At 72.0% G+C, this 12,627-nt stretch carries 12 protein-coding genes; 3 read left to right on the top strand and 9 right to left on the bottom strand.

The window, feature by feature from the left end:
* Positions 1-772: 772 nt before the first annotated feature.
* Positions 773-1,771 (top strand): tryptophan--tRNA ligase, encoded by a 999-nt coding sequence (trpS, locus tag ACFW2G_RS24815; RefSeq protein ID WP_037921274.1) that lies wholly within the window; start codon positions 773-775, stop codon positions 1,769-1,771.
* Between the two features lie 62 nt (positions 1,772-1,833).
* Here trpS and proC read toward each other — a convergent pair whose 3' ends face one another.
* The 5 genes from proC to ACFW2G_RS24840 all read right to left on the bottom strand — a co-directional run bounded on the left by proC (position 1,834) and on the right by ACFW2G_RS24840 (position 5,308).
* Positions 1,834-2,643 carry a pyrroline-5-carboxylate reductase gene (proC, locus tag ACFW2G_RS24820; protein ID WP_037921272.1) on the bottom strand — a complete coding sequence of 270 codons (810 nt, stop codon included), beginning with the start codon at positions 2,641-2,643 and terminating at the stop codon, positions 1,834-1,836.
* 112 nt (positions 2,644-2,755) lie between these two features.
* Positions 2,756-3,493 carry an ABC transporter permease gene (locus ACFW2G_RS24825; RefSeq protein ID WP_037921271.1) on the bottom strand — a complete coding sequence of 246 codons (738 nt, stop codon included), beginning with the start codon at positions 3,491-3,493 and terminating at the stop codon, positions 2,756-2,758.
* Positions 3,490-4,287: an ABC transporter ATP-binding protein gene (locus tag ACFW2G_RS24830; protein WP_037921270.1), complete on the bottom strand. Its 798-nt coding sequence runs from the start codon at positions 4,285-4,287 to the stop codon at positions 3,490-3,492. Before ACFW2G_RS24830 ends, ACFW2G_RS24825 begins: the two co-directional genes overlap by 4 nt.
* 86 nt (positions 4,288-4,373) lie before the next feature.
* Positions 4,374-4,946 (bottom strand): membrane protein, encoded by a 573-nt coding sequence (locus ACFW2G_RS24835; RefSeq protein WP_037921269.1) that lies wholly within the window; start codon positions 4,944-4,946, stop codon positions 4,374-4,376.
* 59 nt (positions 4,947-5,005) lie between these two features.
* On the bottom strand, positions 5,006-5,308 hold the full coding sequence (locus tag ACFW2G_RS24840) for an SH3 domain-containing protein (protein ID WP_037921267.1): 303 nt from the start codon (positions 5,306-5,308) through the stop codon (positions 5,006-5,008).
* Between the two features lie 106 nt (positions 5,309-5,414).
* Between ACFW2G_RS24840 and ACFW2G_RS24845 the strand changes: the two genes are divergently transcribed.
* Positions 5,415-7,556, top strand: a complete 2,142-nt coding sequence (locus tag ACFW2G_RS24845; protein WP_384585021.1) for a serine/threonine-protein kinase — start codon at positions 5,415-5,417, stop codon at positions 7,554-7,556.
* A gap of 103 nt (positions 7,557-7,659) precedes the next feature.
* Here the strand turns inward: ACFW2G_RS24845 and ilvD are convergent, their stop codons facing one another.
* From ilvD to ACFW2G_RS24865, 4 genes are all read right to left on the bottom strand, one after another.
* Positions 7,660-9,510 carry a dihydroxy-acid dehydratase gene (ilvD, locus tag ACFW2G_RS24850; RefSeq protein WP_037921263.1) on the bottom strand — a complete coding sequence of 617 codons (1,851 nt, stop codon included), beginning with the start codon at positions 9,508-9,510 and terminating at the stop codon, positions 7,660-7,662.
* A 121-nt stretch (positions 9,511-9,631) separates the two neighbouring features.
* A complete protein-coding gene (locus tag ACFW2G_RS24855) occupies positions 9,632-10,252 on the bottom strand; it encodes a TetR family transcriptional regulator (protein ID WP_037921260.1) in 621 nt (206 codons plus the stop codon).
* The gene (locus ACFW2G_RS24860) at positions 10,249-11,076 is read right to left on the bottom strand and encodes a sugar phosphate isomerase/epimerase (RefSeq protein WP_037921258.1); all 828 of its coding nucleotides are present in this window, start codon (positions 11,074-11,076) and stop codon (positions 10,249-10,251) included. The genes ACFW2G_RS24855 and ACFW2G_RS24860 overlap by 4 nt, the downstream gene beginning before the upstream one ends.
* A 68-nt stretch (positions 11,077-11,144) precedes the next feature.
* Positions 11,145-11,795 (bottom strand): hypothetical protein, encoded by a 651-nt coding sequence (locus ACFW2G_RS24865; protein ID WP_384454781.1) that lies wholly within the window; start codon positions 11,793-11,795, stop codon positions 11,145-11,147.
* 148 nt (positions 11,796-11,943) lie between these two features.
* On the opposite strand from ACFW2G_RS24865, the gene ACFW2G_RS24870 reads away from it, so the two are divergent.
* Positions 11,944-12,585, top strand: a complete 642-nt coding sequence (locus ACFW2G_RS24870) for an HAD family hydrolase (RefSeq protein ID WP_384585024.1) — start codon at positions 11,944-11,946, stop codon at positions 12,583-12,585.
* Positions 12,586-12,627 lie beyond the last annotated feature (42 nt).

The raw sequence follows: 12,627 nt of genomic DNA on the forward strand, positions 1-12,627 counted from the left end.
GACGGGGTATCAACTTCTGGCGTTGATTTTTGGCACGCTGTTGAGTTCTCAAGGAACGGACGCTTCCTTTGTACTCACCCCAGCGACACTCGCTGCGGCTTTCCTCCGGGCTTTCGTTCTGCTGTCTTGCGTTTCCGACTCTATCAGACTCTTTCGTGTCTGATTTCCTCGGCGCTTTCCAGGTTTTCGCTTTCGCGTTTCCCTTTCCGGCGGTTCCGACTCTATCAGATCCTTTCGGGCCTGATTCCCAGTCAGCGGGTTTCACCACGTGGGCGGTTGGGCCCTTGCGGCGAGTGAGACAGTAGCGGATTCCCCACCTCCGAAGCCAATCGGGGGCGGCGTCCTCGGACGCGGATTCCTCATTCGCAAATACGCATGAAAACGAGACGACGAGGTGCGTCGTTCGTTCGAATGTGTAGTGCGGAATGGCTGTCCGGGGACCGACCGGAGTCAGCGCTCACGTCGGACAACTCGAAGAACCTTACGGACCGGGCACATCCGTGTCAACCCCCGCCGACCGTCGCCACGCAGGTGGGCAAAACTCGCGGCGTCCTCGTTTCCGCCGGTCTACGCTGGCCGGCATGACTACGCATGCACCCACACCCAGCCTTCGCTGGTGGGCCGCCTGACGGCGGCCGACCTTCCACGCGAGCACGCATGCGCTCACGGCCGCCGCCTCGGCGGCCGTTTCTGTTTGCTCCCTCCCGGGAGTGACTCGGTCGCCCGGCGCGGTGGCCCGTCACCACTCACGCAGTCAGAGGGAGAGCAGGACATGACGAGGATCTTCAGCGGGATCAAGCCGACCGGCCACATGACCCTGGGGAACTACCTGGGTGCCGTGCGCCAGTGGGTCGCGGCTGACCGGGAGCCGGACGATGCGCTGTTCTGTGTCGTCGACCTGCACGCGCTGACCGTCGAGCACGAGCCGGCGCGCGTGCGCAGGCTCAGTCGGCAGGCCGCGACGCTGCTGATCGCGGCAGGGCTGGAGCCCCGGCGGTGCACCCTGTTCGTGCAGAGCCATGTCGACGAGCACACCCGGCTGGCCTATCTGCTGGAGTGCACGGCGACCGACGGGGAGCTGCGGCGGATGATCCAGTACCGAGAGAAGGCGGCGAGGGCGCAGGCCTCCGGCGACGGCGTACGGCTGTCCCTGCTCACCTATCCGGTGCTGATGGCCGCGGACATCCTGGCCTACGGGGCCGGAGAGGTCCCCGTCGGGGAGGACCAGCGCCAGCACGTCGAGCTGACCCGGGATCTGGCGGCGCGTTTCAACCAGCGCTACGGGCACACCTTCATCGTGCCGAAGGCCACCCATCCGGCGGTGGCCGCACGGGTCATGGACCTGCAGGATCCGGCGTCGAAGATGGGCAAGTCCCACGCGAACGGATCGGGGATCGTCTATCTGCTCGACGAGCCCGGGGTGGTGCGCAAGAAGGTGATGCGGGCTGTGACCGACAGCGGGGACGGTGCGGTGGTGTACGACCGGCAGGCGCGGCCGGGCGTGGCGAACCTGCTGGACATCCTGGCGGCGTGCACCGGCGGCGATCCGGCCGCGCTCGCCGACGGGTACGGCGGGTACGGGGCACTGAAGCGGGACGTGGCCGACGCCGTGATCGAGCTGCTGCGGCCGTTGCGGGAGCGGCACGCGGAGCTGGCGGCCGATCCGGCGCAGGTGGACGAAGTGCTGCGGGAGGGCGCGGGGCGGGCCAGGGAGCTGGCGCGGCCCGTGGTGGACCGGGCGTACGAGGCGATCGGGCTGCTGCGGCCGTAGGCCGGGCAGCGGGTGTGGGGTGCGGGGCCCCCGCGACGCGGAGGCCCCGCAGTGCCCGAGGTTCAGCTGTTGCCGGAGGCGAGCTCGCGGCTGCGGTCGCGGGCGGCTTCGAGTGCGGCGATCAGGGCGGCGCGTACGCCGTGCCGCTCCAGCTCGACGATCGCGTTGATGGTCGTGCCGGCCGGGGAGGTGACGGCCTCGCGGAGCTTGACGGGGTGTTCGCCGCTGTCGCGGAGCATCACGGCGGCGCCGATGGCGGCCTGGACGATGAGGTCGTGGGCCTGGGCGCGCGGGAGGCCGAGGAGGATGCCGGCGTCGGTCATGGCCTCGACGAGGAAGTAGAAGTACGCGGGTCCGGAGCCGGAGAGGGCGGTGGCCGCGTCCTGCTGGGACTCCGGGACGCGCAGGGTCTTGCCGACGCCGCCGAAGATCTCCTCGGTGTGGGCGAGGTGCTCGGCGGTGGCGTGACTGCCGGCGGAGATGACGGACATGGCCTCGTCGACGAGGGCGGGGGTGTTCGTCATGACGCGCACGACGGGGGTGCCGGGGCTGAGGCGCTCCTCGAAGAAGGAGGTCGGGATGCCGGCGGCGCCGCTGATGACCAGCCGGCCCGCGGGGACGTGCGGGGCGAGCTCGTCGAGGAGCTTGGCCATGTCCTGGGGCTTGACGGTCAGGATGAGGGTGTCGGCGCGCTTGGCGGCCTCGGCGTTGGAGACGGACTCGACGCCGTAGCGGGTGCGGAGTTCCTCGGCCCGGTCGCTGCGGCGTGCGGTGACGAGGAGCTTGGAGGCGGGCCAGCCGCCGCGGATCATTCCGCTGAGCAGAGCCTCGCCGATCTTGCCGGTACCGAGGACTGCGACTGTCTGGGTCATGCCCGATTCACCTCGCCGAACTGTTCTTCCGCCTGGGCTGCGCAGGCGTACGCGTACGTGTCCTCATCCTTGCACCCGGGGGGTGGGTGGGGCCGCGCTGTCCGCAGTGCGGTCAGGGGGTGCGGCGGCGGAGGGTGGCCGCGCCGAGGGCGAGTACGAGGACGGCGCAGGCGGCGACGATCACGACGTCGCGTACGAAGTCGGTGGTCATGTCGGTGTGGGTGAGGACCTGGGTCATGCCGTCGACGGCATAGGACATGGGCAGGGCGTCGGAGATGCCTTCGAGGACGGGGTGCATGGTGCTGCGGGCGGCGAAGAGTCCGCAGAGGAGCAGCTGGGGGAAGATCACCGCCGGCATGAACTGGACGGCCTGGAATTCGGAGGCCGCGAAGGCGGAGACGAAGAGGCCGAGGGCGGTGCCGAGGAGGGCGTCGAGGAGGGCGACGAGCAGCAGCAGCCAGGGGGAGCCGACGACGTCGAGACCGAGGGCCCAGAGGGCAAGGCCGGTGGCGAGGAGGGACTGGACGACGGCGACGGCGCCGAAGGCGAGGGCGTAGCCGGCGATGAGGTCGCCCTTGCCGAGCGGCATGGCGAGGAGGCGTTCGAGGGTTCCGGAGGTGCGTTCGCGCAGGGTGGCGATGGAGGTCACCAGGAACATGGTGATGAGGGGGAAGATCCCGAGGAGTGACGCGCCGATGGTGTCGAAGGTGCGGGGGCTGCCGTCGAAGACGAAGCGCAGCAGGGTGAGCATCAGGACGGGCACTAGGACCATCAGGGCGATGGAGCGCGGGTCGTGGCGGAGCTGGCGCAGGACGCGGGCGGCGGTGGCGGCGGTGCGGGCGGCGTTCATCGGGTCTGCTCCTGGGCGGCGAGGGTGTCGGCCTCGTCGACGAGGCGGAGGAAGCCCTCCTCGACGGTGGCGGAGTGGGTGCGGGTGCGCAGGGCGTCGGGGGTGCCTTGGGCGAGGATGCGGCCTTCGCGCATGAGGAGCAGGTCGTGGCAGCGCTCGGCCTCGTCCATGACGTGGGAGGAGACCAGGAGCGTGGCGCCGCGGGTGGCGGCGAGGTGGTGGAAGAGGTTCCACAGGTCGCGGCGCAGGACGGGGTCGAGTCCGACGGTGGGTTCGTCGAGGACCAGGAGCTCGGGGGTGCCGAGCAGGGCGACGGCGAGGGAGACGCGGCTGCGCTGGCCGCCGGAGAGGTTGCCGGCGAGGGCGCCGGCGCGGGCGGTGAGGTCGACGTCGGTGATGGCGCGGTCCACGGCTTCGGCGCGGCGGGCTGCGGCGGCGCGGCCGGGGTCGAGGATCGCGGCGAAGTAGTCGAGGTTCTGGCGGACGGTGAGGTCGTCGTAGACGGAGGGCGCCTGGGTGACGTAGCCGATGCGGGAGCGCAGGTCGGCGTGGCCGGCGGGGCGGCCGAGGACGTCGAGGGTGCCGGTGACGTGGGCCTGGGTGCCGACGATGGCCCGCAGGAGGGTGGATTTGCCGCAGCCGGAGGGGCCGAGGAGGCCGGTGATGCGGCCTCGGGGGACGTCGAAGGCGATGTCGGAGATGACGGTGCGCGGGGTGCGGCCGGTGCCGCGGCGGACGGTCAGGCCGTGGGCGTGCACAGCGGCCTGGTCACCGCCGGCTTCTTTATTCATCATGTGATGAATAATGCTCCTGGGGGTGGCCGGGCGTCAACAACCAGGAAGAACGAGGACGCGCGGACGTGCGGAGGCCCGGCCGCCGACTACTGCTTCTTGCGCTTGGGGCGGCGGGCGGCCGGGTTGCCCGTACGGGTGCTGCGGCGGCGGGCGTACTCGGCCCGGGCGCGCTCGTACTCGGCACGGTGCAGCTTCTCGCCCGGGGCCTCGGTCAGGCAGCGCAGGGAGTAGGCGATGAGGGAACCGATGAAGCCGATCGTCTTCAGACCCTTGAGGGCGGCCTCGTCGGAGGACGGGGCCGGGCGCCGGCTGAAGGAGTCCCACGTCTTGACGAAGGCGATGGCACTGGCGATCGCGAAGAGGACGACGACGGAGATGCTGAGGAAGGGGCCGACGTCGCCGATCTCCAAGCCTTCGTAGGAGAGGCGCAGCAGCACGGCGGCGGCGGTGGCCGTGACCAGGGAGCCGACGGCGAGGGCGGCGCGGCGCAGGCCGTAGCCGTTCTCGTGGTTCACCCAGGTGGTGCCGAAGAAGCGGAGCGGCTCGGGCTGCGGGCCCGCGGGCGGCACCGGCCCGGTCGCTTCCGAGGCCGCGGCCCGGGCCGGGGCAGCCGCGCCGGCCGGCTCGGCGGGGGTCTGGTCTCGCTGGTCGTCGCTCACAGCGGCGATTATCCCCCGCCGGGCCGCCCGGGCCGGGTGTGTCTCACGTGTCAGACGGGTCAGCCGCAGCGCGTGACCACATAGCCGTCACTGCCGGTCTTTATGTACGCGTCGGAGACGAAGCGGCCGTTCCCGATGCAGTCCCAGATGCTGGACGTGCCGTACGGGCCCGAGACCGTGGTGCCCTCGGTCTGGCAGCGCAGCGTGACGATCGCGCCGACCGGCAGGACGTCGATCACCGAGTAGTTGGTACCGGGCCCGCTGCGGACGTTCAGCCGGTAGCCGGGCGCGACCGGATAGGACGGGTAGCCGGAGCCCGAAGCAAGGCTCTGAACTTGGCTCGAATCGTTCTCCACCGACATGCGAAATCTCCCCCCATGGGCGTTGCCGTGCGCAACTCGCGCAGGGTAGCAGGACCTTGGAGATGCGTACGGGTCATCGACTAGGCTCCGGCGGGGGTGGTGAGCGGTGCATTCGCTGCGCGCGGACTACGCGGGCTTTCCGGAGTACGCCGGGCAGTACCGGCTCGAAGCGGTGCTCGGCTCCGGAGGTATGGGCGTCGTCCACCTCGCCACGTCCGGCTCGGGGCTGAAACTCGCCGTCAAGATCGTGCACGCCGAGCATGCCGTGGACCCGGAGTTCCGGGCCCGCTTCCGGCAGGAGGTCGCGGCCGCCCGGCGCGTGAGCGGGGCGTTCACCGCACCCGTCGTGGACGCCGACCCCGACGCCGAACGGCCCTGGATGGCCACCCTGTTCATCGACGCGCCGACGCTCTCCGAACGCGTCCGCGAGAAGGTGCTCGACCGTACCGAGCTGGCCCGGCTCGCGGCCGGCCTGGCGGAGGCCCTGCGCGACATCCACCGGGCGGGGGTGGTCCACCGCGACCTCAAGCCCAGCAACGTGCTCATGGCGCCCGACGGCGTGCGGGTCATCGACTTCGGGATCTCCCGGCCGGCCGACAGCGACCTGCGGACCGAGACCGGAAAGCTGATCGGCACCCCGCCGTTCATGGCACCCGAGCAGTTCCAGCGGCCGCGCGAGGTGGGGACGGCCGCGGACGTCTTCGCCCTCGGCGCGGTGCTCGTGCACGCGGCGACGGGCCGCGGCCCCTTCGACTCCGACAGCCACTACCTGGTGGCGTACCAGGTGGTGCACAGCGAGCCCGACCTGAGCGGGCTGCCCCGGCAGCTCGTACCGCTCGTCGAGCGGTGCCTGGCCAAGGACCCGCGGGAGCGGCCCACCGCCGAGGAGCTGATCGCCGAGATGCGGGCGGTCGCGTACCCGACCGCCGAGGACACCCAGGCCTTCATCCCCCGGCCGCGGCAGCCCGACGGGGCCGAGCTGCTCACCCACCGCCGGGAGCGGATCCCCGCCGGGCCCGAACCCCGGGTCCCGGGCCGGCGGCGGGCCCGGATCGCGGTGGCAGCGGGGATCGGGCTGCTGCTGGTGGGCGGTGCCGTCGGCGGGTACCTCCGCCACGGGACAGCCGCCGGATCCTCTCCCGCCCAGATCGCCGCCCAGGCGGATCCGACGCCGGTGAAGAACTTCGCCCCCTGGTCGGTCCCCCTCGGCAAGCCCGGGACGGGCAGCCGGATCGGGGCCTGTTCCTGGCAGGCGGAGGCCCTGTACTGCGCCGGACCGGGCCTCTTGGCGGCCCGGCTGGACCCCGTGAACGGTTCGACGGTGTGGGCCCTGGAGTCACCCGCGGCCGCCCCCGCGAAGGGGACGCCCGCCCCTGCCACGCCCCTGCACGCCGGCGGACGGGTCCTCGTCGTGGCACCCGGCAGCGGGACGCTCCAGGCCCTGGACCCGGCCACGGGCGCCGAACGCTGGCGGCGCGGACTGCCCGCAGGCTCCCAGGCGGTGCCCGCGGGCTCGCAGGTGCTGCTGGTGGGCACCGACGGCAGCGTCACCGCACTGGACGCGGCGTCCGGCACCACCCGCTGGACCCGGCAGATCGGCGGGGTCGGCTCCGTGTGGTGGAGCGGCGGCGGGCCGGAGGGCGGCGCGGCACCGGAGCTGTACGCGGTGACGCCCGACAGCAGCGGATCCACCCAGCTCGCCGCGGTCGACCCGGCGAGCGGGAGCGTGACCCGGCAGTTCCGTACGGCGGGGCGGCTGCGGCCCGTCGGCGCCGCGCACGGCGGCCTGTACCTGATGGACGTCGACGCCTCCTCCCGGACCACCGCCGTCGTGCGCGCCGATCTGACGGCGCGCACCGCGCAGCGGGTACGGCTCACCGCTCCGCTGTTCGACGCGGAGGCGGCGGTGGACCGGGACGGGGTCACGTACCTGTTCGGGACCTCCGGCCCGCTGGTGGCCGTCGGCGCCGACAAGGAGCGGTGGCGGCTGGAGACGGGCGTGACGGTGGCCTCCCGTCCGGTGGTCGCCGACGGGCGGGTCCACCTGACGGCGCCGGACGGGCGGCTGCTGGCCTTCGACGCGGCCGACGGCAGGCCGGCGGGCCAGACCAGGCCGCGGATGGCGGACGGCAAGGACACCTACGCGTCGACCCTGCCGGCGCCGGTGGCCGGCGGCGGGCGGGTGTTCGCGGGCGCGCCCGACGGATCGGTGTTCGCCGTGGACGCGGGCGATCCCGCCCGCTGGTGAACGGCCCGGCGGCGCGGAGCCCGGGCGGCGTCCCGCCCGGAGCTCGGACGCGGGCGCCCCCGCACCGTGCGGTGCGGGGGCGTCGCTGCCGGGGCCGCCCGGGTCAGCCCAGCCGGGTCACGTCGCGGACCGCGCCCTTGTCGGCGCTGGTGGCCATCGCGGCGTAGGCGCGCAGGGCCGCGGAGACCTTGCGCTCGCGATTCTTCGGGGCGTAGACGCCGCCGAGAGCCTCGTGGCGGGCCGCCAGCGTGGCATCGTCGACGACGATCTCGATGGACCGGTTCGGGATGTCGATGCGGATCAGGTCGCCGTCCTCGACGACCGCGATGTCGCCGCCGGACGCCGCCTCCGGGGAGGCGTGGCCGATGGACAGACCGGAGGTGCCGCCGGAGAAGCGGCCGTCCGTCACCAGCGCGCAGACCTTGCCGAGGCCGCGGCCCTTGAGGAAGGACGTCGGGTAGAGCATCTCCTGCATGCCGGGGCCGCCGCGCGGGCCCTCGTAGCGGATGACGACGACGTCGCCCGCCTTGATCTCCTTGCGCAGGATCTTGTCGACGGCCTCGTCCTGCGACTCGCAGACGACCGCCGGCCCCTCGAAGGTCCAGATCGACTCGTCGACACCGGCCGTCTTCACGACGCAGCCGTCGGCGGCGATGTTGCCGCGCAGCACCGCGAGGCCGCCGTCCTTGGAGTACGCGTGCTGCACGGAGCGGATGCAGCCGCCCTCGGCGTCGAGGTCGAGGGTGTCCCAGCGCTCGGACTGCGAGAAGGCGGTGGCGGAGCGGACACAGCCGGGGGCCGCGTGCCACAGCTCCATGGCCGTGTCGGTGGCCGTGCCGGAGCGGGCGTCCCACCGGGCCAGCCAGTCCTCCAGGCCCGCGGAGTGGACGGTCGTCACGTCCTTGTTGAGGAGTCCGCCGCGGTGCAGCTCGCCGAGGATGGCGGGGATGCCGCCGGCCCGGTGGACGTCTTCCATGTAGTACGTGCCGCCGGGCGCCACGTTCGGGGCGACCTTGGCCAGGCACGGGACGCGGCGCGAGACGGCGTCGATGTCCTTCAGGTCGTAGTCCAGGCCCGCCTCCTGCGCGGCGGCCAGCAGGTGCAGGATCGTGTTGGTGGAGCCGCCCATCGCGATGTCGAGGGCCATGGCGTTCTCGAAGGCCTCGCGGGTCGCGATGCTGCGGGGGAGGACGGACTCGTCGCCGTCCTGGTAGTAGCGCTTGGTGATCTCCACGACCGTGCGGCCCGCGTCCTCGTACAGGGCGCGGCGGGCGGTGTGCGTGGCGAGGACCGAGCCGTTGCCCGGGAGGGCCAGGCCGATGGCCTCGGCCAGACAGTTCATCGAGTTGGCGGTGAACATGCCGGAACACGAACCGCAGGTGGGGCAGGCGTTCTCCTCGATGCGGAGCACGTCCTCGTCGGAGACGTTCTCGTTGGAGGCGTCCACCATGGCGTCGATGAGGTCCAGCTTGCGGACGGTGCCGTCGACGAGGACGGCCTGGCCGGCCTCCATCGGGCCGCCGGAGACGAACACGGCCGGGATGTTGAGGCGCATGGCGGCCATCAGCATGCCGGGGGTGATCTTGTCGCAGTTGGAGATGCAGATCAGGGCGTCGGCACAGTGCGCCTCGACCATGTACTCCACGCTGTCCGCGATCAGGTCGCGGGACGGCAGGGAGTAGAGCATGCCGCCGTGGCCCATCGCGATGCCGTCGTCGACGGCGATCGTGTTGAACTCCCGGGGGATCGCACCGGCCGCGCGGATGGCGTCGGAGACGATCCGGCCGACGGGCGCCAGGTGCGTGTGACCGGGAACGAACTCGGTGAAGGAGTTGGCGACCGCGATGATCGGCTTGCCGATGTCCTCGCTCGCTACGCCCGACGCGCGCATCAGGGCGCGGGCGCCCGCCATGTTGCGGCCGTGGGTGACGGTGCGGGACCTCAGCTCAGGCATGCGGTTCACTCCCCATGAGTGCGGCTGTACGGTCAGCCGCGACTGCGGATATGGCTCAGATACGAGGCTACGCCCACCGCCCGCGATCCGGACGCCCCGTCCGCATGACGGGACGGGCGGCTCAGTCCTCGGTCAGGTACCGCTGCAGCGTGGGCGCCACGAGCGCCACGATGTCCTCGGTGTCCGCGGATGCGAGGGGCTCGACCTGCAGCACGTAGCGCAGGATCGCGATGCCGACCATGTGGGAGGCGGCGAGCTCGGCGCGGAAGGTCGGATCAGGCACGTCCAGGTCGGCGGCCACCCGCTCCAGGAGCCTGCGCAGCACCAGCCCGCGCAGCACCTTCGCGGCGGCCTCGTGGGTGAGCGCGGAGCGGATCACGGCCAGCAGCGGCGCCCGGGTGACCGGGTTCTCCCAGACGCCCAGGAAGTAGCGAGCCAGCCGCTCGCCGATGCCCTCCGGCCCTTCCCCGATGACGGCGGGGACCTCCAGGGCCGGCTCGATGCTGATCTCGATGGCCGCGGCGAAGAGGTCGTCCTTGCTGCCGAAGTAGTGGTGCACCAGGGCCGGGTCCACCCCGGCGACCTTCGCGACGCCGCGCACGGACGTCTTGTCGTAGCCGCGCTCCGCGAACACCTCACGGGCAGCGAGCCGGATGCGCTCCTGGGTGCCCGGCCCCTCCTCGGCCTCGTCCTGGCGGGGCCGGCCCGGCCCCCGACGGCGCGGCGTGCTCCCCCCGGTCACGGTCGGCGGGCCCGGTCGTGCCCGGCGGTGGCCAGGTGCAGGCGGGTGAAGGCCAGCGCCTCGGCGAGGTCGGCCTCGCGCTCGGCCGAGGACATCGCACGCCGCGTGTTGACCTCGATCACCACATGGCCGTCGAAGGAGCTCCGGGCCAGCCGGTCCAACAGTTCGGCGCAGGGCTGCGTCCCCCTGCCCGGGACCAGGTGCTCGTCCTTCGCCGAGCCGTTGCCGTCGGCGAGATGCACGTGCGCCAGCCGCTCCCCCATCCGGTCGATCATCGCGGTCGCGTCCGTACGGGCGGTCGCGGTGTGCGACAGGTCGACGGTGAAGTGCCGGTAGTCGTCCTTCGTCACGTCCCACTCGGGCGCATAGGCGAGCATCTCGCGGTCGCGGTACCGCCACGGGTACATGTTCTCCACGGCGAACCGCACGTCGGTCTCCTCCGCCATCCGCCAGATGCCGGAGACGAACTCCCGGGCGTACTGGCGCTGCCAGCGGAACGGCGGGTGCACGACGACGGTGGACGCGCCGAGCCTCTCGGCCGCCGACCGGGCGCGCTGCAGCTTGACCCACGGATCGGTGGACCACACCCGCTGGGTGATCAGCAGGCAGGGGGCGTGGACGGCGAGGACGGGCACCTGGTGCTGGTCCGACAGGCGGCGCAGTGCGTCGATGTCCTGGCTCACCGGATCCGTCCACACCATGACCTCGACGCCGTCGTATCCGAGGCGTGCGGCGATCTCGAAGGCGGTCGCCGTGGACTCCGGATAGACGGAGGCGGTGGACAGGGCGACTTTCGCGGTCGGGATACGGACGGGTTCTGCCACGGGGACAGGGTACGGGGCCCGCGCCCGCGCGGTACGTGACGACCGCCACGCGGGCCCGATCCCACCGGTCACGTGAGGCTGAAGAAGAGCGTGTCCTGGGTGTACCAGTCGAGGTCCTTCGTCGCGCTCTCCCATTCCCCGTGCTCGAACTCCAACTTCTCGATGAGCTCCCGCACGTCGTGGTGGAAGTCCGGGTCCATCCGGTCCAGGACGGCCCGGTAGGCCTCGGCAGCCGCCTTGGTCCTGGCGAGCGGCAGGTGGCCGATAGCCGGGTACCCGTCCATCGACGAGGGGAGGAACGGGAACTCGTCGGGCAGCCCGCCGTAGAGGAACCCGTGGGGCAGCAGGTCGGCGGGCACCCCGAGGCGCCGCATCTCGTCGTCGACCAGCCCGAAGAAGGTGCTGGGCCGGGAGTAGGTGCCCAGGTGGCCCGGGTCCGAGGCGTTGCGGTCGATGACCAGTTGCAGGGCGGTGGTGTACGCGTTGCCCGCACAGTCCGCGTCCGCGTCGCTGTGCCCGGCTATGAGGTGCTCCAGGGCGTCGGGGACGGACAGCCCCCAGTCCACTTCCTGGTGGTCGAGGTCGTCCTGACGGATCCTGGCGTACCGCCGCATGCTCTCCAGGCGGCGCAGCTGATCCGGCGTGAGATCGCCCTTGCTGCCCAGGAAGGCCAGCACGTCGGCCTTGTCAGCCGTCGAGTACGAGATGGTGTGACTCATGCTCACCATCCTGCCGAACGGCACCGACAGGCCCGCCGGCGGACGCGGTGGCGTTCCGCCCGGGCTTCCCCTCGGCCACGGGGACCGTACCCAGTCGGAAGGCCGCAGCTCCGGGGCTGCAGCCACTGGACGTCGGTAGGCTGGCGCCATGATTCGGACCGTCGTCTTGGACATCGGCGAGACCCTGACCCGGGACGATCGCTATTGGGGGGCGTGGGCGGACTGGCTCGAAGTGCCCCGGCACACCCTGTCCGCTCTGGTCGGTGCGGTGGTCGTGGACGGACGTGACAACGCCGATGCCCTGCGGCTCCTGCGGCCGGGCATCGATATCAACGCCGAATACGCCGCCCGGGAAGCCGCCGGACGCGGCGAACGGCTCGACGAGACGGACCTCTACGAGGACGTGCGGCCGGCACTGTCCGCCCTGCGGGCCGACGAAGTACGAGTCGTCGTCGCAGGCAACCAGAGCCGCCGGGCTGGCGAGTTGCTGCGCGCGTTGGACCTCCCCGCAGAACTCGTCGTCACGTCGGGTGACTGGAAGGTGTCGAAGCCGGCACCCCAGTTCTTCGAACGGGTACTGGCCGTGTCTGGCAGCCCAGCAGGCGAAACCCTCTACGTCGGCGACCACCCGGCCAACGACATCCACCCGGCGAGGGCCGCGGGCCTGCGCACCGCCCACATCCGCCGCGGCCCCTGGGGGCACTGGTGGGCGGACGACCCCGAGGTCAGGGCTGCGGCGGACTGGTCGATCGATTCCCTCACCGAGTTGCCCGCCATCGTCAATCCGTAGGAGAACAAGTCCAGTTCGCGGGACACCCCGCATCCCTCACGG

This window comes from Streptomyces sp. NPDC058880 (genome assembly GCF_042742535.1).
In the GTDB taxonomy this organism is placed as follows: Bacteria; Actinomycetota; Actinomycetes; order Streptomycetales; family Streptomycetaceae; genus Streptomyces.

Coding starts and splice junctions, on each gene's coding strand:
- trpS (WP_037921274.1), top strand. CDS start 773: ATGACGAGGATCTTCAGCGGGATCAAGCCGACCGGCCACATGACCCTG.
- proC (WP_037921272.1), bottom strand. CDS start 2,643: ATGACCCAGACAGTCGCAGTCCTCGGTACCGGCAAGATCGGCGAGGCT.
- ACFW2G_RS24825 (WP_037921271.1), bottom strand. CDS start 3,493: ATGAACGCCGCCCGCACCGCCGCCACCGCCGCCCGCGTCCTGCGCCAG.
- ACFW2G_RS24830 (WP_037921270.1), bottom strand. CDS start 4,287: ATGATGAATAAAGAAGCCGGCGGTGACCAGGCCGCTGTGCACGCCCAC.
- ACFW2G_RS24840 (WP_037921267.1), bottom strand. CDS start 5,308: ATGTCGGTGGAGAACGATTCGAGCCAAGTTCAGAGCCTTGCTTCGGGC.
- ilvD (WP_037921263.1), bottom strand. CDS start 9,510: ATGCCTGAGCTGAGGTCCCGCACCGTCACCCACGGCCGCAACATGGCG.
- ACFW2G_RS24865 (WP_384454781.1), bottom strand. CDS start 11,795: ATGAGTCACACCATCTCGTACTCGACGGCTGACAAGGCCGACGTGCTG.
- ACFW2G_RS24870 (WP_384585024.1), top strand. CDS start 11,944: ATGATTCGGACCGTCGTCTTGGACATCGGCGAGACCCTGACCCGGGAC.